At 37.0% G+C, this 21,130-nt stretch carries 23 protein-coding genes, 1 tRNA gene and 1 other annotated feature; of the genes, 10 read left to right on the top strand and 14 right to left on the bottom strand.

Going from position 1 to position 21,130, the window contains the following annotated elements; all coding sequences use genetic code 11:
• Window positions 1-7 precede the first annotated feature (7 nt).
• Entirely contained in the window at window positions 8-316 is a 309-nt protein-coding gene (gene rplU / locus IGM04_RS03510; RefSeq protein WP_002355866.1) for a 50S ribosomal protein L21, read from the bottom strand.
• Between the two features lie 19 nt (window positions 317-335).
• Window positions 336-411, bottom strand: a sequence feature (ribosomal protein L21 leader region).
• Between the two features lie 172 nt (window positions 412-583).
• Between rplU and IGM04_RS03505 the strand changes: the two genes are divergently transcribed.
• Window positions 584-657 (top strand) — tRNA-Arg (locus IGM04_RS03505).
• Between the two features lie 323 nt (window positions 658-980).
• On the opposite strand, the gene IGM04_RS03500 is transcribed toward IGM04_RS03505, so the two are convergent.
• From IGM04_RS03500 to IGM04_RS03490, 3 genes are all read right to left on the bottom strand, one after another.
• Window positions 981-2,636 (bottom strand): TPM domain-containing protein, encoded by a 1,656-nt coding sequence (locus tag IGM04_RS03500; protein WP_256924895.1) that lies wholly within the window; start codon window positions 2,634-2,636, stop codon window positions 981-983.
• A 241-nt stretch (window positions 2,637-2,877) separates the two neighbouring features.
• Entirely contained in the window at window positions 2,878-3,309 is a 432-nt protein-coding gene (locus tag IGM04_RS03495) for a VOC family protein (protein ID WP_002370677.1), read from the bottom strand.
• A 127-nt stretch (window positions 3,310-3,436) separates the two neighbouring features.
• Complete coding sequence (locus tag IGM04_RS03490; RefSeq protein WP_086317711.1) at window positions 3,437-3,643, bottom strand: MerR family transcriptional regulator; 207 nt, start codon at window positions 3,641-3,643, stop codon at window positions 3,437-3,439.
• Between the two features lie 346 nt (window positions 3,644-3,989).
• On the opposite strand from IGM04_RS03490, the gene IGM04_RS03485 reads away from it, so the two are divergent.
• The 3 genes from IGM04_RS03485 to IGM04_RS03475 are packed head-to-tail and all read left to right on the top strand — an operon-like array spanning window position 3,990 to window position 5,500.
• On the top strand, window positions 3,990-4,139 hold the full coding sequence (locus IGM04_RS03485) for a hypothetical protein (protein WP_002383384.1): 150 nt from the start codon (window positions 3,990-3,992) through the stop codon (window positions 4,137-4,139).
• A gap of 1 nt (window position 4,140) precedes the next feature.
• A complete protein-coding gene (locus IGM04_RS03480; protein WP_086317710.1) occupies window positions 4,141-4,782 on the top strand; it encodes an ATP-binding cassette domain-containing protein in 642 nt (213 codons plus the stop codon).
• A gap of 37 nt (window positions 4,783-4,819) precedes the next feature.
• Window positions 4,820-5,500, top strand: a complete 681-nt coding sequence (locus IGM04_RS03475) for a peptide ABC transporter permease (protein ID WP_002390384.1) — start codon at window positions 4,820-4,822, stop codon at window positions 5,498-5,500.
• Between the two features lie 159 nt (window positions 5,501-5,659).
• Here the strand turns inward: IGM04_RS03475 and IGM04_RS03470 are convergent, their stop codons facing one another.
• Genes IGM04_RS03470 through IGM04_RS03460 form a run of 3 tightly spaced genes read right to left on the bottom strand, consistent with a single transcriptional unit; the run spans window position 5,660 to window position 7,209 of the window.
• On the bottom strand, window positions 5,660-5,974 hold the full coding sequence (locus IGM04_RS03470; RefSeq protein ID WP_002363321.1) for a nucleotide pyrophosphohydrolase: 315 nt from the start codon (window positions 5,972-5,974) through the stop codon (window positions 5,660-5,662).
• Window positions 5,967-6,266: a hypothetical protein gene (locus tag IGM04_RS03465; protein ID WP_002358867.1), complete on the bottom strand. Its 300-nt coding sequence runs from the start codon at window positions 6,264-6,266 to the stop codon at window positions 5,967-5,969. The genes IGM04_RS03470 and IGM04_RS03465 overlap by 8 nt, the downstream gene beginning before the upstream one ends.
• On the bottom strand, window positions 6,247-7,209 hold the full coding sequence (locus tag IGM04_RS03460; RefSeq protein WP_010828632.1) for a helix-turn-helix domain-containing protein: 963 nt from the start codon (window positions 7,207-7,209) through the stop codon (window positions 6,247-6,249). Before IGM04_RS03460 ends, IGM04_RS03465 begins: the two co-directional genes overlap by 20 nt.
• A gap of 126 nt (window positions 7,210-7,335) precedes the next feature.
• Between IGM04_RS03460 and proC the strand changes: the two genes are divergently transcribed.
• On the top strand, window positions 7,336-8,151 hold the full coding sequence (proC, locus tag IGM04_RS03455) for a pyrroline-5-carboxylate reductase (RefSeq protein ID WP_016614015.1): 816 nt from the start codon (window positions 7,336-7,338) through the stop codon (window positions 8,149-8,151).
• Window positions 8,152-8,210: 59 nt separating this feature from the next.
• Here proC and mapP read toward each other — a convergent pair whose 3' ends face one another.
• A complete protein-coding gene (gene mapP, locus IGM04_RS03450; RefSeq protein WP_086317709.1) occupies window positions 8,211-9,035 on the bottom strand; it encodes a maltose 6'-phosphate phosphatase in 825 nt (274 codons plus the stop codon).
• 214 nt (window positions 9,036-9,249) lie between these two features.
• Entirely contained in the window at window positions 9,250-11,418 is a 2,169-nt protein-coding gene (locus IGM04_RS03445; protein ID WP_086317708.1) for a PTS transporter subunit IIBC, read from the bottom strand.
• 280 nt (window positions 11,419-11,698) lie between these two features.
• On the opposite strand from IGM04_RS03445, the gene IGM04_RS03440 reads away from it, so the two are divergent.
• From IGM04_RS03440 to bopD, 4 genes are read left to right on the top strand one after another with little or no spacing between them, the layout of a single operon-like run.
• Window positions 11,699-13,993, top strand: coding sequence for a glycoside hydrolase family 65 protein (locus IGM04_RS03440; RefSeq protein ID WP_033595158.1), 2,295 nt, complete (start codon window positions 11,699-11,701; stop codon window positions 13,991-13,993).
• The gene (gene pgmB / locus IGM04_RS03435; protein WP_002355844.1) at window positions 13,986-14,654 is read left to right on the top strand and encodes a beta-phosphoglucomutase; all 669 of its coding nucleotides are present in this window, start codon (window positions 13,986-13,988) and stop codon (window positions 14,652-14,654) included. The genes IGM04_RS03440 and pgmB overlap by 8 nt, the downstream gene beginning before the upstream one ends.
• The gene (locus tag IGM04_RS03430) at window positions 14,644-15,651 is read left to right on the top strand and encodes an aldose epimerase family protein (protein WP_086317707.1); all 1,008 of its coding nucleotides are present in this window, start codon (window positions 14,644-14,646) and stop codon (window positions 15,649-15,651) included. The genes pgmB and IGM04_RS03430 overlap by 11 nt, the downstream gene beginning before the upstream one ends.
• 23 nt (window positions 15,652-15,674) lie before the next feature.
• Window positions 15,675-16,685, top strand: a complete 1,011-nt coding sequence (gene bopD / locus IGM04_RS03425) for a LacI family transcriptional regulator BopD (protein ID WP_002358859.1) — start codon at window positions 15,675-15,677, stop codon at window positions 16,683-16,685.
• Between the two features lie 73 nt (window positions 16,686-16,758).
• Here bopD and IGM04_RS03420 read toward each other — a convergent pair whose 3' ends face one another.
• The 5 genes from IGM04_RS03420 to IGM04_RS03400 form a co-directional block, all read right to left on the bottom strand.
• The gene (locus IGM04_RS03420; protein WP_002355840.1) at window positions 16,759-16,968 is read right to left on the bottom strand and encodes a hypothetical protein; all 210 of its coding nucleotides are present in this window, start codon (window positions 16,966-16,968) and stop codon (window positions 16,759-16,761) included.
• Between the two features lie 169 nt (window positions 16,969-17,137).
• Window positions 17,138-17,659: a GNAT family N-acetyltransferase gene (locus IGM04_RS03415; protein ID WP_002396468.1), complete on the bottom strand. Its 522-nt coding sequence runs from the start codon at window positions 17,657-17,659 to the stop codon at window positions 17,138-17,140.
• Window positions 17,652-18,146, bottom strand: a complete 495-nt coding sequence (tsaE, locus tag IGM04_RS03410) for a tRNA (adenosine(37)-N6)-threonylcarbamoyltransferase complex ATPase subunit type 1 TsaE (RefSeq protein WP_025188875.1) — start codon at window positions 18,144-18,146, stop codon at window positions 17,652-17,654. The genes IGM04_RS03415 and tsaE overlap by 8 nt, the downstream gene beginning before the upstream one ends.
• Before the next feature lie 141 nt (window positions 18,147-18,287).
• Window positions 18,288-19,271, bottom strand: coding sequence for a phosphate acetyltransferase (gene pta, locus IGM04_RS03405; RefSeq protein ID WP_002355836.1), 984 nt, complete (start codon window positions 19,269-19,271; stop codon window positions 18,288-18,290).
• Between the two features lie 156 nt (window positions 19,272-19,427).
• A complete protein-coding gene (locus IGM04_RS03400; RefSeq protein ID WP_086317706.1) occupies window positions 19,428-20,108 on the bottom strand; it encodes a uracil-DNA glycosylase in 681 nt (226 codons plus the stop codon).
• A 133-nt stretch (window positions 20,109-20,241) separates the two neighbouring features.
• On the opposite strand from IGM04_RS03400, the gene IGM04_RS03395 reads away from it, so the two are divergent.
• A complete protein-coding gene (locus IGM04_RS03395) occupies window positions 20,242-21,111 on the top strand; it encodes a Cof-type HAD-IIB family hydrolase (RefSeq protein ID WP_002383369.1) in 870 nt (289 codons plus the stop codon).
• The last annotated feature ends 19 nt before the right edge of the window (window positions 21,112-21,130 follow it).

Here is a 21,130-nt window from a genome sequence, read left to right as displayed (position 1 = left end):
AGAGAGATTAAGCGTTGATTGCTTCGATCATAACTTTTGTATACGGTTGACGGTGACCTTGTTTACGGTGAGAGTGTTTTTTAGGTTTGTATTGGAAAGTCACGACTTTCTTTTGTTTGCCGTGTTTTTCAACAGTTCCTTCAACAGTTGCGCCTGCAACAGTTGGCGCACCAACTTTTGTAGATTCGCCACCTACTAAGATAACTTCGTCAAAAACAACTTTCTCGCCAGCCTCAACGTTTAATTTTTCAACGTAGATTGCTTGACCTACTTCAACTTTCACTTGTTTACCACCAGTTTTGATAATTGCGTACATGCTATACAGCACCTCCTTCTTCTAGACTTAGACTCGCCATCCCAAGTGATGATTACTCATGCTTAAAAACTTGTTCTGTGCGGTTGTAGCTGTGGAGACCACAATTACAACACTAACTATAATAACAGAACCAGAAAACCTCGTCAATATAAACTCTCTATTTTCTTCACTTTCTCTCTCCAAAAAAACTTCTTCTGTTATTTAAATTTCCGATTGACTTTCTAACACTACTTCCATTATAATTAGCTTTGTTGTGTTACAACTATTGTCATAGTAGCTCAGCAGGATAGAGCATCCGCCTTCTAAGCGGACGGTCGGGGGTTCGAATCCCTCCTGTGACGTAACGATAACAAAAGCGCCTCTTAGAAACCCTTGTTTCTAAGAGGCGCTTTTGTTATCCCAAGTTCATCCTAAACTAGTTTAACTTTCTACCAACTTGAAGTACCTCCACCTCCGCCAAAACTACCACCTCCGAAACTGTCACCGGAGCCATCATCAGAAGAACCCTTGTTGCTTGTAACCCACCAATCATGACGATTCACATACATACTGGTCTTTTTTAGTTGCCTGTCAGAACGTGAACTTGCTAGAAATTTAGCAATAGACACATTTCCATAAGCAAAACGCATATCATAGTATTCAGGATACGTAGTTTTAATAAATCTTATCGGATAGAAGGAGTTTGAAGCTTTTTTGTTGGTAATCTTTTTCTCTCTAATTTTTTTCCGCAATAATTTTTTTCAATTTTATAGTGCTGGTTGTCTAAATCGTTTGCTAATTGTTTTAATGATTTTGATTTTTCTGAACTTACTTGCTGGATATCTTTTAAAAACCTACGGATCATAGAATCCAGGTGCAATCTATTTTGTAAGCCAACACTTATTGATTTTATATAACCAAATAAGAAAAAGACCGGAATCAAAAAATAGACCAGACTAACCATGGGTACTAAAGAGTCTTCGTCTTCTAAAAATGTCAGAATCTCTGTGATTAGTGTGAAAACTGTCGAAGGAAACGACTGCTCTGATAAACTAACTTGAACATAAATAATCAGAGTAACCGATACCAAAAAAGGATGTTTTAATAAAATCGAAAGAGGAAACAAAATAATTTTTAGGTAAGCAGGTATTAAGTTATCATTAATTCCACTAATCCGACACGCAGGCAGTTTCGTTTCTGGAACTTTTTCCCAACACACTTCACCTATCCAAAAACGCGGTAAGTAGATCCATGGTTGATTCACCTTCCAAAAACAAGCACACATAGAAGAGCTTCTTAAATCTTTCCACTGTGCAACATAATTATAAATAAATTTTTTTGGTGTCACCTCGCCAAATGCAAAATCCATATCATAGTATGCGGGAATTATTATCTCTTTTTTCGAATTTTCAGGATATAAAATATTTTTCTCCAAACGCGCCTTGGCAGCTTTAAATTCAACTGATTGTTCTCCTAAAACAATTGCCTTAGAGGAAATACCGCCATTATAAAACATAGCTACATCTTCCTTATAGCGATTTGCCATGTCAACTAGAGCCAAGCGGGCACTAAGTTCTTTCCACGCATTACGTAATTCCCATAAAAAATACAACATAACAATAATAAAAACTATAATTAGCCAAGGCTTTAACGACCTTCCTATTCCTAATAAATATAACCAAATTTTCTGCAAAAAACTAATCTTAGGTAGCGAGGTCGTTTTAGACATAGTATCAGTAGTAAGTAGTTCCTTAATCCGAGTGGTGACAATATGTATTCCTGCATTAAAATCCTTTAATTTATAAAAATCTTTCACGGTACTATCTGTTATTTCATCGGTTAAACTATCTGGGATTATCTCTTCAAGCCCATAGCCTACTTCAAGTCTTGCTTGCCTGTCTTTGACAGATACTAAGTAAATCACTCCATTATTATAAAGTTTATTTCCGATACCTAATTTATTACCTATTTGATTAGTAAAGCTTTCAATCGTTTCGTTTTCAGGAACTTGCTCAACTGTGATAACCATTAGTTGTGGTTTCGTTTCCGTCTTACTAAGTTCTTGATTAATTTTTTGTACATTATTAATGACTTCTTCGTTCAAAATTTGTGCATTATCTGAAACAAAAAGATGATTTTGATTAATTTTTACTACGACATCGTCTGTTGGAGCTGAATAAGTCCTTTCAAATCGTTTTAAGAAACTCATTCCCAAATAGATCCCTATTAAAAGAACAGCTAGATAAACTAAATTCTTCATTATAATACTTTTTACTTTTGTTTTTCGATACTCCCCCACGCTCATTTGTAATTTTATCCCTACTTTATTTTTCCCATACACTGATTTTTTCTCCCTTCCACTCCTACCGAATATTCTAGCTCTGATTTTCCACAGAGCTAAATAAATTTTTTTGTATTAAAAATTTATTTTCTTAATAGTTAGTATACCGAATATAGACGTTCAAATCTTTATCTTTTTAACTAAACTTCTGTTAACACGCAAAAAAAGAACGTAACGCTTAGTTGATAAGCGTTACGTTCTTTTCAGATAACTAGTTAAACAAACACAAGAATATTGATTTTTACAGCTCGTTTTCTAAAATCTCAATCCGCTCATCAAAACTCAACTCTTGATAGATTTGGTGGAGCATCCACATGTACCCATACGGATCAATAAACAATGAATTTTTGAGCGCTCCTTCCATCATTTCAGTAATAGGCTGTACTTCTTGACAACCGTTTTCCATTGCCAGTTGATGTGTCTCTTCAATATTTTCTACTGTTATATTAAACCAGATAGTATTGGGATGTTCTTGGGTTGGTGATTTTAAACCATATTCTTCATTGGCATCTAACATGTGAAACCTCGTGCCATAAAGTTGAAAAACCGCTTCATTCATTCCGATAGGGTATTCGGTTGCTTCCACTACCTCTATTTCAAACACCTTTTTATATAAGGCAAGCGCCTTAAGGCTATCACTAACAATAAAATCGATTTCTGTCCCTTTAATCATTTGTTTTTCCTCCTTCAAAGCTACTAACTGTTGATTAATTTTTTTAATCTTTTGCTCCTCCATTTGAATTAAATGTCGCGATTGATCTCGTTTTCTTAACAAAATAGTTTCCAAAAAAGAAGCATCCTTAAGTTTCTGCCATCTCTTCAACTTTAAACCCTGAATCTCTTAACAGTAAAATTTGTTTCAATAAAGGAATTTGATGTGCGCTATAATAGCGATATCCTGTTTTTTTATCAATTTCATTTGGAACAAAAATTCCTGCTTTTTCATAATGACGCAGCATCCGCGGGGAAATATCCATTAACTTGGCAAATTGCCCAATTTGATACATAGAGTCTCCTTTTCATTCAATTGATATTCTTATCATAAACCTTGACACCATGTGAAAGTCAATGAAAAAGTTTCTATTCATACATTTCTATTTTATTTGGATATTCCCGTGATCTTTCTCTTGTTATTTTCTAAAAATCTCCTTTACATTTACCAAAACAGTTGATACGATTAGTATACCTTCTTAAAATTAGAGTTTTATAATCTTTAATTTACTAAAAGGCAATCGAAATGAAATCATCTAACCATTAACTTTATTCAGGTCATCAATCTCTTATTTTTAAAAAATAAAATACTCGACAGTTCATTCATTTTTTTCATATGCGTTGTTATGGAATCTAGTTCCTGTGTTAAACTCTGATGGTTATAAAGTTTTAATCACGTTATTCAGTGTAGATGAATTAGAAAATAAAAGAAAAAATCACTTGATTGTAAAGCTAATACAAGCAATTAGTTTGTTATTGGTCATTGAAACAGTCATTAGTTGGTTTGTGTGAGGTGACTAAGTTGTTAGAACTAAATGATTACACATTGAAAATAAATAATAAATTACTTTTAGAACATACAAAAGTTTCATTTAGAAAAGGGGTGATTAATCATATCTTAGGGAAAAACGGTGTAGGGAAATCACAATTTGCTAAGGATTTATTGTTAAACCGAAGTGGTTTAATCCCTTCTGAAATAAGTAAAAATGTTACGATTATTTCAAGCTTTTCTAATGTCTCTAACGATTTAAAAGTCTGCGAATTATTTATTCTTCTAGAGAAAAGATTTGGTTTAGATTCAGTCGCACACTTGGCTCATTCTTTGCACGCTACAAATATTTCTAAAACTTCCTTAATTGGACAATTAAGTGATGGACAAAAACAAAAACTAAAATTACTTTCTTTTTTTCTGGAAGATAAATCAATTATTGTATTAGATGAAATTACCAACGCCTTAGATAAACAGACAATTAATGAAATCTATCTATTTCTACTTGCATATATAAAAAATCATCCTAAAAAAATTATTCTAAACATCACACACAATTTATCAGATTTAAAAAATTTAAAAGGCAACTATTACTTAATTGAAGATTTCAAAATGATTCGTTTTACTAATCAAACTGAAGTTATTCAGAAGTATATTGAGGGGTGAAATTTTGGAATTAAAAAAAACGATTTCCAACAAAATAATGATTATTTTAATTGCAATTATCGTTGCAATCTTTGCAATGGGATGGATTCTACCTATTGGCATCGATAAAGTAACTAGGTTAAGTTACCGAGAATACTTATTTAGTACATATACTGTATTTACACAATTTGGCTTTCTAATGTTTTCGTTTCTAGTCTCTTTCTTTATTAATAAAGAGTACTCAGGAAAAACAATTTTATTTTATCGTATGATGAATACCAATAGCCTTACTTTTTATATAAAAAAAGTTTTGACACTTACGGTAGAGACCCTAGGCAGTATTCTAGTTCTGTTATTTATCGTTTCCTTTATTTTTATGGATTTTTCTGTAATTCTACAAATGTTTTTTTTATTATCGATGATTTCAATTCAGTATATTTTAATTGTTGCGTTGATCAGTTTTTTATCTGCTAACGTTCTTTTATCTATCGGTTTTAGCATACTCTATTGGATTACAACAGTACTTTTTGTTGCAGTTGGTGGATTTTTACGTTTTTTTGCAATATTTGATGCTTCAAACGAATTATATCTAAACGTCCAGAATTTTTTAGAAGGCTCAGAAAACTCAATTAGTTTTGACCACAATTTATTGATTATCTTGTATATTATAGTTCTAACAATCATCGCGCTGGCTATTGCAAGGGTAAATAATAAACGTTGGCTAAGACTAGGAATATAAACGACACCCACTTCGCAGATAAGATTCATCTACTTATTCGAGACAATAGATTAAATCAAATAAAATACAACTAGTTGAAACTAAAAAAGCATCAATTTTGATACGCCCCAAACTGATATTTTTCTAAACTTTGGGGCGTGTAATCAAAATACAAGCTTCTTAGTGTGGCACTGGATATTTCACCGCATTTTTCTTCAACTTTTCTTCGATAATTTCGTCCAAATCAAACCCTAAATTATCAGCCATCATGTAGGAGTAAATGAGAACATCAGCCAATTCTTCTTTGATTCGTTCTTCTTGTTTGATGCCTTCTTCTGCTGTTTTCCATTGAAAAAGTTCTAACAATTCTGCTGCTTCTAAACAAATTGAGAGCGCCAAATCTTTTTCATTATGGTGGGGGCGCCAATTTCTTTCATCACGAAATTGATTAATTTTTGCCATTGTATCCATCTGTTCCCCTGCTTTCTTATTCATTTGATGGCAACTGAAACCCATCGAACGTTTCACCATCATAGTATTTTAATAACTGCTCTGTAGACAATAATGAGGAGGTTATTTCTTCCTCTTCAACAACTGCTTGATTCTCTTCTCTATACAACAAATAAGCCTGTAAAAGCTGTTGGTAGAGTTTTTTTCGTGAAGAGGCTTCCGCTGAAAGAAACGTTAATTCTTTTAAGTGTCCGCGATAGACAGGCAAATCATCAACGAATTCGATTGGTAATTCTACTACAGTTAACTGAAATTCTTCAAAGACTTCTTCGTACATCTGCCATTCCCTCTTTCTGTCGATATTGTTTTGGGGTCATGCCCATTTCTTCTTTAAAACGTTTATAAAAAAAGGCTTTGTCTTGATAGCCGATTCGTTCAACAATCGTTTGAATCGATAAATCTGTTTGCTTCAAGTAGTTTTTCGCCAATTGGATTCGGTAGGCTAAGACAATTTCCGTAAACGTTTTGTTTGTTTTGTCTTTTAAAAAATTCGATAAGTAATTCGGATGAAAATGAAATTTAGCGGCGACTTCTGCTAAAGTGACATGCGCAATCTGTTGCTCAATATACGCTAAAATCACCTCAACACGTTGATGATTCGACAAATAATTATCTTGCATCTTTAAAGCTTCTCTAGGCAGTTGACCTAGTTCCACCACTAGCAAAACAAAGGCCGCTTTGGTCACTTTATTATTAAAATAGGCCATTTTCACAATTTGTTTCAGTAATAATAGCGAATAGACGTGGACATCCGAATTTGGCTGGCTGGCAAAAACGAAATATCGAGGAATGTTTTCAAATTCACTGCTAGCAATTTCTGTAAAAAAACGATACATGACTGGTTCTTCCGCCAGCTGATTTAAGAGCGTATCAAGAAAATAGTGCTTTTTAAAATAAAATATAATCATAGACATTCCTTGCCCCTGATAGCTAACCGAGGTGGCCTCATTGACAATCATGACTTGGCCAGCCGAAAACGAACACCTTTGTTGATCCAAATAAGCATTGCCATCTTGCTCTAAACAATAGAGCATCCGAATAAATCCTTTCGGAACGTCAATTGTTTCCGAAGATGCCAACATAAAGCCCGCAATTTCTCGATGCGGATTTTCCTTAAATTGCGCTACTTCATTCTCAAGAGCATTGGTAGTGGTTAAATAACAATCTAAGGTCTCTAAAAACTGATAAAATGCTGCATATTGCTCTTCTTTGCTTGCCAATTAATCACCTCATAATCCAACACTTTTTACTTTACTCCCTCTATTTTTTTCTTTGGCGTTTCCTTCTATACTAGATACATGGTAACACGAAAAAAGAGATTCAACAGTTTTTAGGAGGAATTTTTTATGAAAATTAGTTTTATCGGTGCTGGAAATATGGCATCCGCTATTGCCAAAGGTGCGCTAAAAAAGCAATTTATTGCCGCAGAAAACCTTTATTTTTATGATATTCAAGTCGAAAAAACCGCCGCTTTTGCACAAGAAATTGGTGCACACGCGGTTGCTTCACCACAAGAAGCCATTGCAGTAGCTGACTTAGTTATTTTAGCGGTGAAACCGCAATTCGTTCAATCGGCTTTACTTGAAGCAAAAGAAGCAATTTTAGACAAGCAACCGTTAATTGTTTCCATTGCAGCAGGTACGACTATTGCAGAATTGTATCAACTGTTTGAGACTACCCAACCGCTTCGTCTTGTTCGTGTGATGCCCAATATGAATGCATTAATTGGCGCAGGTGCAGCAGCTGTCTGTGGTAACGCTTTTGCATCCCCTGAAGACATCCAGACTGTTTTATCGTTGTTTCGAGCAGTTGGCCAAGCCTGGGAATTAGAGGAACAGTATTTTTCAATTTTTACTGCTATTGCAGGTAGCACTCCTGCGTATGCTTTCTTATTTATTGATTCGATTGCCCGAGCAGCCGTTAAAAATGGTATGAACAAAGAGTTGGCCTTAGAAATTGCCACACAAGCTGTACTAGGCAGCGCTCAAACTTTGGCAAATAGCACAGAGAATCCTTGGACTTTAATCGACCAAGTCAGTTCTCCTGGTGGAACCACGGTTGCTGGAATTGTCGAATTAGAAAACAATGCGTTTATTTCAACAGTCATCAAAGGGATTGAGGCCACCATCCTTCGGGATCAAGAATTAGCCAAACAAGACTGAGAAGAATAGTTACATGAGGGAGTAAATAAGAAAAAGCGCTGAAAATTCAGCGCTTTTTCTTATTTTAGTTGAATGAGTAAGCCAAAATGATCACTGACTATCGGTGTTTTCCTACCATCAAAAATTACTTCATATTTTCGTACGTGCCACTGTTTTGGAACAAATGCGTAGTCAATCCGCAAGGCTGCTTCATTTTCTTCCCAGCCATCTATTTTTTTCTCTACTGTCGCTTCACCGCTTGTCTCTTCCGCTACAACAAATGCATCTTGAATCGGCAAGTAACTATTTTCCACTAATTGATAGCCAGTTGTACCAGCTGGGTTGTTTAAATCGCCTAAAATGACTAACGGTTGTTGCCCCATCGCTAAGTATTTCTCTAATTGTAGCCATTCATAGGCAAAACCTGTACAGGGTGTTTCCCACCAAGAAAAGTGACCAGAGACAACAGTAAGCGTACCTTTTGAACTCTCTGTCTCCGCTACTAAGATTTTTCTTGTTCGATAATTCGTTGGTTCTTGGCTTTCTGAAATAAGGAGAACTTCACTAGTCAACGGACATTTCGAAAGTAGTGCGTTCCCTTCTTCATAAATAGCATAACCAATGTGGCTCATTTCCCAACTCCAATAATAGTGTTGGCCTTTTTCAGCTAGATATTGAACGATTAGATATGCAAAATTATCTTCATGGATCGGCGTTTGGGTCGCTATGGGACAAAAAGTAGTTAACTGTTCTAACGGCACTTTCTTGGAAGCGACTTTCTGATTCACTTCTTGTAAGGCAATTATTTCACTTTCAGAAGATAAAATCACCTTGGCAATCTCCTCTAATTTTTTTAATGGTTCTTCTTCTAACCAGCTATGAGTATTGATTGTTAAAAGATTCATCTTTTCACCTTCCCTTACATGTGATTAGGTCTGTGAGTGGGACAAAAATCACTTTGGATTTTTGCTTCACGCGCAAAACCTGATAAACGGCGGGAACAGAACCAACTCCTTCGGAAATAAACCGAAATTATCCAAAAATTAAAAAGCAATTTCCGGAAATTCCTTCTTATTTCTCGGAGTTAAACGGTTCTGTCCCGACCTCATACCTAATCATTTAAATTTCAATCTGTCCAATCACAGTCCCCGCAGTGGTGGTTCCTAGTTGATTAATAACTACTTGTTCCACTTTGTCGCTGTTTGTAAAGGCGACAATAATCGTTGTTTCTTTGCCAGCTTGTTCAATCACATCCAAATTCATTTTAGCTAGTTTCGTCCCAGCTTTCAATGATTGTCCTTCTTTAACAAAAGATTCAAAAGCAGGTGTTGCCATTTCAACTGTATCAATTCCCATATGGACAAGTACTTCAATACCTTCTTCTGTTTGTAGCCCAATCGCATGTTTGCTTGGGAAAACACTTAGGACTTTCCCCGAAATTGGTGCCACCACCTCTCCTTCTAGAGGCTTAACTGCAAATCCATCCCCCATCATTTTTTGTGAAAAGACAGGATCATTGACTTGCGCCATTGGAATAACTTCCCCTGTCGCCACAGCCACGAAATCTTTTTTCTTGCCTAAGAAATTCGTTGTTGGCACTCCTGTTGTACTTTCTGCTATAACTGGTTCTGGAATGTCAACGCCGGAAGCTAGTAAATCTTCAATATCGGATTTTAAAACATCGGCTTTTGGTCCATAAACGGCTTGAACGCCATTATCTTTCACAATCAAGCCCATTGCGCCTGCCCGTTTCCACGCCTCTTCCGAACCGACTTTTTCTCGATCCTTTACACTGACACGTAAGCGTGTCATACACGCATCAACTTCTTTGATATTTTGTTTACCACCAAGTAAGTAGACAATTTGCGCGATTTGCTGATCGACGACACCTGAACCAGCCGCGCCAGATGCGATTTCTTCGCCGTTATCATTGTCGTAGTTTCCATTTCTTCCAGGTGTTGCGTAATTAAATTTTTTAATTAAGAAATTGGCTAAGAAATAAGTGACAACACCAAAAATGATGACTATTAAAACAAAATTGATTAAATCGCCACCTAAACCAGCTTTTATTGCTAGCGGTGTTCTTGTTAACAATTCAATATTTCCAAACGAATGCACACGCAATGGTAAAATATCAGCCATTGCAAAAGCAGCACCTTGGATCACGGCATAAATCACATAAAGCGGCACTGCAGCAAACATAAACATGAATTCTAACGGCTCTGTCACACCAGTTAAGAAAACAGCTAAAGCAGCAGAAAAATACATTGATTTATATTTAGCTTTTTTATCTGCATCGACATTACGATACATCGCCAAAGCCATCCCCATTAAAATACCTGAAGAACCAATCATTTGGCCTACTTTGAATCGAGCTGGTGTCCAATTTTCTAAGACAAACTGATACTTGCTCATATCACCAGCGCCTTTAAGATTCACTAAGTCTGTTGCCCAAGCCAACCATAAAGGATCTTGACCAAAGACTTGGGTTCCAGCTTGTGCGCCAGATAAAATTTCATACGTTCCACCTAATTGTGTATAGTTGATTGGAATCGTCAACATATGATGTAACCCAAAAGGTAATAACAAACGTTCCAACGTTCCATATAAGAATGGCGCTAAAATAGGTGCACTGTCTTGAGATTGCGCAATCCATAACCCAAAATTATTAATTCCCGCTTGAATATTTGGCCAAATAAGTGCTAATGCAATTGAGACGATTGTTGACCACAAAATAACGACAAATGGGACAAACCGTTTACCATTAAAAAATGATAGCGCATCTGGTAATTTCCGATAATTGTAATACTTGTTGTAAGCCATCGCACCGACAAAACCAGCAATAATCCCTACAAAGACACCCATATTTAATGCCGGAGCTTCTAAGACACTTGTAAAGAATCCCTTCACCATAATCTTGGTGCCAAATAAGGTATGCGTGAAAGCTTGTTCATCTGCCAACATTTCATTTGTTACACCAAAAATGGCTCCAGTAATACGGTTGATTAAAACAAAAGAAATCCCCGCTGCAAATGCGCCACCTGCACGATCTTTGGCCCAACTGCCACCTATTGCTAACGCAAATAGTAAATGTAAGTTGCCAATAATTGCCCAACCGATACTCTCCAGAACTCCGCCTGTTGTTACTAACAAGCCTAAATTAGGATCGATTAAGGGAAGCGATTTCCCAATACTAATCATTAAACCCGCTGCGGGCATTACTGCCACAACGACCATTAAAGCTTTCCCGAATTTTTGCCAAAACTCAAAACTAAACATTTTTTTCATTCCTGCCACTCCTTACGCAATCGGTTTCGTTATGTTGCCATTATATACTCCTGTTTCCTTTTTGTAAATGCTTTAATTTCAAAAATATTGTGGAAAACAACTCCCTACTACTTAATCTTTTTTTATTTTGTCTTTTAATAAAGCAAATAAAGTTCCTTCTATCCTACCTTTGTTTCAGTTTTTATTCATAAGATTACACTTTTTAAGCATTGACTATTGACTAATGCAATCGGTTGCGTTTATGATAGACCTATCAATAAAATCACTGAGGGGGATTCTCATGAAACAAATCAAACGTTTATTCCAAATTGATCCTTGGAAAATCCGTACTACACACTTAGATAAAGAAAATTTACGGTTACAAGAATCATTAACAAGCATTGGCAACGGCTATATGGGGATGCGGGGAAATTTTGAAGAACACTATTCTGGCGACCATCATCAAGGAACCTATTTAGCAGGTGTTTGGTATCCAGACAAAACACGTGTTGGTTGGTGGAAAAATGGTTATCCTGAATATTTTGGCAAAGTGATTAACGCAATTAATTTCATCGCAATGGACTTACAAATTGATGGACAAACAATTGATTTAGCCACTACACCTTACGAAGATTTTTCTTTAGAATTAGACATGCAAAATGGGGTCCTTTCTCGGCAATTCACCATCCAAACACCGAAGAACAAAGTGCGCTTCTCTTTTGAACGTTTTTTAAGCTTAGAAAAAAAAGAAGCAGCTTACATCCACTTAACAATTGAAATGTTGGAAGGTACAGGCACAATCACTCTTCACTCAAAATTGGATGGCGATGTTCAAAATGAAGACAGCAATTATGAAGAACATTTTTGGGAAGAAATGGCTATTGAAACACAAGAAACACTTGGCTTTGTTACGACTAAGACCATTCCTAACAACTTTGAAATAGAGCGTTTTACAGTGACTGCAGGCATGCGCCATTTCATCGATGGAGCCTCTGTTGTGCCTACATATACACAACAGCCCTTGGCTTTAACCGCAGAATTGACAGTGTCTTTAAACGAAGGCGAAACGACCGCCATCACAAAAGAAGTGCTTGTCGTTACCAGTCGTGATGTGCCAGAAACGCAACAAATCACACGAGTAAACGAATTATTTGCAGAAATGACTACCTTGTACCCTGAAGCAAAAGCTGGGCAAGCTGCCGCTTGGGCAAAACGTTGGCAATTAGCTGATGTTGTTATTGAAGGAGATGACGAAGCCCAACAAGGCATCCGTTTTAATCTGTTCCAACTTTTCTCAACCTACTATGGTGAAGACGATCGTTTAAATATCGGACCAAAAGGCTTTACTGGCGAAAAATATGGCGGTGCCACATACTGGGATACCGAAGCATATGCTGTCCCACTTTACTTGGCGTTGGCTAAGCCCGAAGTTACTAAAAATCTACTGAAATATCGCCACAATCAATTGCCTCAAGCCATTCATAATGCCCAACAACAAGGGTTAAAGGGTGCGCTTTACCCAATGGTTACTTTTACTGGTGTCGAATGTCATAATGAGTGGGAAATCACTTTTGAAGAGATTCACAGAAATGGTGCGATTGCTTATGCGATTTATAATTATGTCAACTATACAGGAGACGAAGACTATCTCAAAGATGCTGGTCTAGAAGTGCTTGTGGCAATTGCTCGTTTTTGGGCGGATCGGGTCCACTTCTCCCAACGTCATAACCAATATATGATTCATGGCGTAACGGGGCCAAATGAATATGAAAATAATATCAACAATAACTGGTATACCAATACAATCGCTGCGTGGGTTCTACGTTACACCCGTGAGTCTTATTTAAAATTCCAAGAAGAAACAACGCTCAAAATTGCAGACGACGAATTAGCTAAATGGGCAGACATTGTAGAAAATATGTACTTCCCAGTGGATAACGAATTAGGCATTTTTGTACAACATGACACTTTCTTAGATAAAGATTTAATGCCTGTTTCTGATTTACCACTTAGTGAGCTGCCTTTAAATCAACATTGGTCATGGGATAAAATTTTACGGTCTTGTTTCATTAAACAAGCCGATGTTCTTCAAGGAATTTATTTCTTCAATGATGCCTTTTCTTTAGAAGAAAAACGCCGGAACTTTAACTTTTACGAACCAATGACTGTCCATGAATCTTCTCTTTCACCAAGCATTCATGCTGTGTTAGCTGCTGAATTAGGCATGGAAGAAAAAGCAGTGGAAATGTATCAACGAACAGCGCGCCTTGACTTAGATAATTACAATAATGATACAGAAGATGGCTTACACATTACCTCAATGACTGGTAGTTGGCTAGCGATTGTGCAAGGTTTTGCCCAAATGAAAACGGACCATCAACAACTAAAATTTGCACCCTTTTTACCAGCGACATGGACAGCCTACTCATTCCACATTAATTATCGGAATCGTTTACTATTTGTTGAAGTTGCAGCAGACCAAGTGGCCTTCACTTTACTCGACGGCCCTGCAATTCCATTAACTGTTTACGATCAAAAATACACATTAAAAGATCGATTAGTTTTACCGATTAGAAAGGAAGAAGTTCATGTTTAAAGGCGTTTTGTTTGATTTAGATGGCGTTATTACTGATACAGCAGAATTTCATTACCACGCTTGGAAAAAATTAGGGAACGAAATTGGAATTTCCATTGACCGTGTTTTCAACGAACAATTGAAAGGTGTAAGCCGTGAAGATTCTCTGCAGTTACTGTTAAAATACGGAAAAAAAGAAGGCACGTTTTCTTCTGAAGAATTTGCCCAGTTAGCGCAACGGAAAAACGATTATTACTTGGAAATGATCCAAGCAATTACGCCTGAAGATGTCTATCCAGGAATTCTTTCTTTATTAACGGAATTACGTGAAGCCAATATTAAAATCGCCTTGGCTTCTGCAAGTAAAAATGGGCCTTTCCTTTTAGAAAAAATGCAATTGACGCCCCTTTTTGATGCCATTGCTAATCCAGCAGACGTTCAGGCAGGCAAACCCGCTCCAGATATTTTCATTTTAGCTGCGAAAGAAATTGATTTGACACCAGCAGAATGTCTTGGCATTGAAGATGCCAAAGCTGGGATTCAAGCGATTCTTGCTAGCGGAGCGCAACCTGTTGGCGTTGGCCGCAAAGAAGAGTTAGGCGAAGGGTTGCCCATCGTGCCAGAGACGAGCGCTTTAACGTTTGATTACTTAAAAAAAGTGTGGCTTGATCATGAAGGATAATCGTATCACCGTAACCGATATTCCAAACACAAACTTAAAAAAAATTACTTTGAAGAACGACTTTTTAGAAGTCGTTCTTCTCAATTATGGCGCGCGCCTCCATCAACTTTTGATGCCAAACAAAAATAATCACTGGGAAAATATCCTTTTATCGTATGATTCGTATCAAGATGTATTAAAGGATCAAAGCTTTTTTGGCGCCACTGTTGGACCAGTTGCTGGACGCATTCGTAATGGCCATTGGCAAAATGGAATATTAGAACAAAATAGCGACGGTCATCATATCCATGGTGGCTCAAAGGGGTGGTCTTTTCAATATTGGACAGTCGAGCCCTTTGAAAAAAAGGATATCATCGGCGTTTCCTTTCATTTAATCGACACCATCTCTGGCTATCCCGGACCAATTGAGGCCACCATCACCTACCAGCTAGAGGATAATCATTTACGAATGATCAGTACTGGACGGAGTAAACAGGAAACACTTTTCAATCCTACGAACCACGCCTACTTTAATTTATCTGGCGATGGAAAGTTAGACATTCTGTCACATTTGCTATCTTTGAACTATCAAGGTATGTTAGAATTAGACGATAATAAGCTGCCTACTGGACGGATTTTACCAGCTTCTGAACTATCCATACGTTTTAATGAACTGACACCTATCGAAACAATCCTCCAACGCTATCCAACTGGGTTAGATGATGTTTTCCCCTTAGTTGGCTCTGACTTAAGACAGCCACAATTATGCTTACAAGAACCTACTTCTGGAAGAAAAATGACGATAGCAACAACGAACCAAAGTATGGTATTATTTTCTACGACTGGTTTTGAGGCTCCATTTTCTATTAATGGACAAGCGATGCATTCAAACTATGGCTTAGCAATTGAACCACAAGAGTATCCAGACATTGTTCATCATCCTCAGTGGGGCTCTATTTTATTACCAGCTAATAAAAAGCAAACCTACCAAACGGTTTATCAATTTAACCTTCTATAATCACTAAGAAAGGCGTGGCAAAAATGGCAATTACAGTAAAAGATGTCGCTAAGAAAGCGGGGGTTGCAACCTCAACCGTTTCGCGTGTCATTAACGATCATCCAAGTATTTCTGAATCGACAAAAAAGAAAGTGCGAAAAGTCATGGATGACTTAGGCTATGTGCCAAATATGACGGCACGGAATTTGGGTAAACGAATTTCAAGTGCCATTGGCGTAATTTTACCTCCTTTAGATTCGAAAGAACGGTTAGGGAATCCATTTTATTTAGAAATTATGGAAGCCATCAACGAGGAAGCCCGTCTTTACGATATGACTACTGCTATTGCAACTGCCAAAAGTTTTGATGTACTATTGGAAAACGTTAAAAGAATGCATCTTCAAAAACAAGTGGACGGTTTTATTCTTGTGTATTCAGATAGTAAGGACCCCGTCATTGATTACTTATACGAAAACAACATTCCCTTTACTTTAATTGGTCAACCTTACCAACATGAAACGGAAATAGTTTACGTGGATAATGATAATCAATTATTAGGGAAACAAGCGACGGAATTTTTAATTGAAAACGGCCATAAAAATATTTTATTTGTGACCAATACAACGCATGAAAGTTTGTACTTTGAACGTTACTTTGGTTATCAAAAAGCAATGATGATGCAAGGATTAACTGTTTTACCAAGCGTTGCGTTAGAAAAACCTGAAGATTACATGGCTTTTGATGACATTCTTCATCAAAATAATGCCACGGCGTTGGTGGTGATTGATGATATCTTTGCTTTGCGGACGATGCAACTTGCGCAAATCTATGGTTATCAAGTTCCTGAAACGTTATCCATTATTAGTTTTAACAACTCAATCTTTTCAACATTGACACATCCTTATCTAACAAGTATTGACATCGACACGTCAGAATTAGGTCGAATGGCGATGAAAAAATTATATGAATTAATCCACGAAGAATTGACGAATGGTGTCCGTCTCGTTATTCCTCACAAATTAATTAAGCGTGAAACAGTTATTCCTATTCATTAAAAAAGAAGCGTAAGCAGTTTAACACTGCTTACGCTTCTTTCTATGTGTACGCTCTTATTCGTATGTATTACTTTTATAAAATAACTTTTTGCGAAATTTTTTTCCAAAACGTTTCTTCTTTTGCATCAAATTGAGCTGGTTCCCCGTCAGACAATTTTTCATTTAATAATGATAATTTTTCTTGATGTTTTGCATACTCATCTTTTTTTATTAGCTCTAAACGATACGCACGATCCAAGATCGACTCTCGATAGTTAACATTCATTTTCGTTGCCTTCGCCATTTCTTACATTCCTTCCCAAAATAAATTTTCATTTTTTCGTTAAATTCTTCTATAATTATAACAAAAATATCAGAAAAATAAATATGAAACAAACGATAATTGCGAAAATTTTGTTTTTTCATGCAATTATCGTTCGATTATTTAAGAAATTAAAATTATTAACCAATAATTAATCAATCAGCAAACGCATTAAATGAACATCTAAAAATTCACCTTGGTCTGTTTTGGCGCCCCGAGGCATAATTGCTTCTGTTTCAAACCCTAATTTTTTATAGACATGAATCGCTCGTTGATTACGATCCTGTACCGTTAATTCCAAGCGACGAATAACATGACTTTCATGCGCCCAGCGAATAAGTTCTTCCATCAGGATACTGCCCAGTCCATAGCCCCAGTACTGTTTTAAAATACTAATGCCGATTTCACCAATATGCTCCATCCGCTTTTTAGAAGAAGCAGACACAGAAGCGGTTCCAATGATCGCTTCTCCCGCTAATGCCACCAATAAAACATTATTTGGTGATTCATAGAGTGTTGCTAGATTTTCAGCCAATTCTGTTGTCGACATGGCCATTCCTCGCTCATCCATTACCAAATAGGGCGTTTCACTCCCAATTTTTGACATCACAGATAGTAATTGATCCGCATCAGTAGGCACTGCTTCTCGAATAGAAAATGTTTGTTCAGTCATATTCGCGAGCCTCCCACGTTTTCAGAATCTCTGCTATTCTTTCTTCTGCCAATGGACCAGTTCCGCGGAATTCAAGAACTCTCTTGTCCACTTCTTGAGAATCTTTATTTAAAATAATTTCTAAATAATCTTCTGGCAATTCTTCTTCAATCAAGCTGCCCCATTCTACAACGGATAGCCCATCTCCTTCAAAATACTCATCTAACCCTAATTCATCCGCACCCTCTTCAACACGGTAAACATCCATATGGTATAACGGAAGTCGTCCTTGTGGATATTCGCGGATAATCGTATAGGTGGGACTTTTAATCATTTGGGAAATGCCTAATCCTAAAGCAATCCCTTTCGTCATTGTCGTCTTACCGGCCCCTAAATCACCAGTCAGGACAATTACATCACCAGCTTGTGCCTTTTGTCCAATGATTTTAGCAATTGCTTCTGTTTCCAATGGATTGTTCAGGACAATGTTCATTTTTTTGCCTCCCATCTGCAAGAATCTATGTATGAAAGTATACCGAAAATTCAATAAGTTGACTAGTGGCAGCTTCAAAAAAATAAAGTTGAGGCCCAAGTGTCCTGGGAACCTCAACTTCTACTTTGCTTATTTATCATGCTTCGACATAGTTAATTAGTCGTTCATTAATGTTTGAGCAGCTGTAATGATTGATAATTTATAAACATCTTCTTCGTTTGCACCACGTGATAAGTCAGAAACTGGTTTGTTCAATCCTTGTAAGATTGGGCCAATTGCTTCAAAGTTACCTAAACGTTGAGCAATTTTGTAGCCAATATTTCCTGATTGTAAATCTGGGAATACAAAGACTGTTGCTTCTCCAGCAACTTTTGAGTTGGGCGCTTTTAATTGTGCAACAGAAGATACATAAGAAGCATCAAATTGTAATTCACCATCAATCGCATATTCAGGTGCTAATTCTTGCGCAATTTTTGTAGCTTCAGCAACTTTTGTTACTTCTGGTGCTTTTGCAGAACCTTTTGTTGAAAAACTTAACAATGAAACTTTTGGTTCAATGTCAAATAATTCAGCTGTTTTGGCACTATCAACAGCAATTTCAGCTAATTCTTGTGCAGTTGGGTTCACGTTAATCGCGCAGTCTGAGAATAAATATCTTTCTTGGTCACGACCACGAATCATTAAGAAAGCACCACTTGTACGGCTCACGCCTGGTTTTGTTTTAATGATTTGTAACGCAGGGCGAACTGTATCACCTGTTGAGTGGATAGCACCACTAACCATACCATCAGCAATACCCATATAAGTTAACATAGTACCGAAATAGTTGACATCTTTTAAGATTTTTTCAGCATCTTCTTTAGTAGCTTTTCCATTACGGCGTTCAACAAATGCTTCGACCATTTCATCCCATTTTTCATAATCATTGGGGTTGATAATAATAAAGTTTGATGTGTTGATTCCACGAGCCATAGCAGCATTTGCGATATCTGTTGGATCACCAATTAAGATTGGTTCTACTAATTCATCAGATTTTAAGCGGGCAGCAGCACCTAAGATTCTAGGATCTGTTGCTTCAGGGAAAACAATTTTGATATTACGGCGTACGACTTTAAATTTTAAGCTATCGAATAATTCCACGATAAACCCTCCAGTTTTATATTTACAAAATCCATCATACACTATTCTCAAAGAAAATAACAGTTTTTTCTAGCTGTATTAGTCAAAAAAAACCAATAATCCGATAAACTTTTCACAAACTAACTCTTCTACACTATAACAGCATACACTGTTACACTACACTGTTTCAGGAAGTTGCCAATCAATCGGCGTTTCCCCTAAACGTTCTAGAGCGGCATTCGCTTGAGAAAACGGACGTGAGCCAAAAAAACCACGATGTGCTGACAATGGACTTGGGTGTGGCGATTTGATAATCACATGCCGAGTCGTATCAATCATTTTAATTTTTTCTTGAGCAGGACGTCCCCATAAAATGAAAACAACAGGTTTTTCACGCTCATTCAACTTTTCGATAATGACATCTGTCAGTTGCTCCCACCCTTTACCTCGATGGGAATAGGCTTGACCTGCCCGAACGGTCAACACAGTATTTAATAATAACACGCCTTGTTTGGCCCAGCTTTCTAAAAAGCCATGGTTGACGGGTTGGTACCCTAAATCAGCTTGTAATTCTTTGTAAATATTCGCAAGAGATGGCGGCACTTTCACACCCGGCTGGACAGAGAAACTTAGTCCGTGTGCTTGATTGGGTCCATGATATGGGTCTTGTCCCAAAATTACTACTTTTACTTTTTCAAAAGGGGTTAGTTCTAACGCTGAAAATAAATGATACATATCTGGATAAATCGTTTGTGTCTGATATTCTTTTTTCAAAAATTCCCGCAATTCTTGATAATACGGTTTTTCAAATTCAGCAGATAAAACAGTTTGCCAACTATTGTGAATAATTTCTTTCATAATGCTCACTCCTTCGCTCTCTAAGCATAACGAATTTCTCCAAACCTGACAAGAAATTTCTGGGTACTTTCTCTTGGAAAAACGTGGTAAACTATAGGTAAGCTTTAAATAGATAATGAGGTGTAGAGAATCGATGATTAAATTAATTGCTTCAGATATGGATGGAACACTTTTAGATGCAAAAATGAGCATCACAAATGATAACGCTTCAGCAATTCGCGAAGCGGAACGTTTAGGAATCGAATTTATGGTTGCTACTGGCCGCGCATATACCGAAGCGAAACCCGCGTTAGAAGAAGCTGGAATTGACTGCGCCATGATTACTTTAAACGGCGCCCAAGTGTTCGACAAAGATGGACACTCACTTTTCACGGCTGGGATCGAAAAAGAAACAGTAACAGAAGTACTAACTATTTTGAGTCAACACAATGTTTACTATGAAATCTCTACAAATAAAGGTATTTTTTCTGAACATCAAGAAAAAAGAATTGAAAACTTTGCCGCTCATATTGCAGAATCCATGCCCCATTTAACTTATAAAGTGGCGATTGCCATGGCTTCAGCACACCTATCTTTATTGCATATTACCTATGTTGATCGTTTAGACGACATTTTAAAAGATGATTCGATTGAAGTCCTTAAAATTATTGGCTTCAGTATGGATGGGCCGAAAGTATTAGGTCCTGCTGGGATGGAAGTAGAAGAACTAGATGATTTGGTTGTCACCTCTTCTGCGCTTAATAATATTGAAATTAACCACCGCCTAGCACAAAAAGGGATTGCGGTTGCGCGCGTCGCTAAAGAACGTGGGATTCCCGCTGAACAAGTCATGACTATTGGTGATAATTTAAATGACGTCAGCATGATTCAATGGGCTGGGGTAAGTTTTGCAATGGGCAATGCCGAACTGGAATTAAAAGAATATGCTAAATATGAAACAGCCACTAATTTAGAAAATGGTGTTGGCGAAGCCATCCTGCGTGCAATAAGAGAAGATTTGTAATAAGCACTACCAGTTACAG

It is taken from the genome of Enterococcus sp. DIV2385 (assembly GCF_051711925.1).
GTDB lineage: Bacteria > Bacillota > Bacilli > Lactobacillales > Enterococcaceae > Enterococcus > Enterococcus faecalis.
The sequence above is the reverse complement of the archived record's forward strand: the minus strand, read 5'-3'. Positions and strand labels throughout refer to the sequence as shown.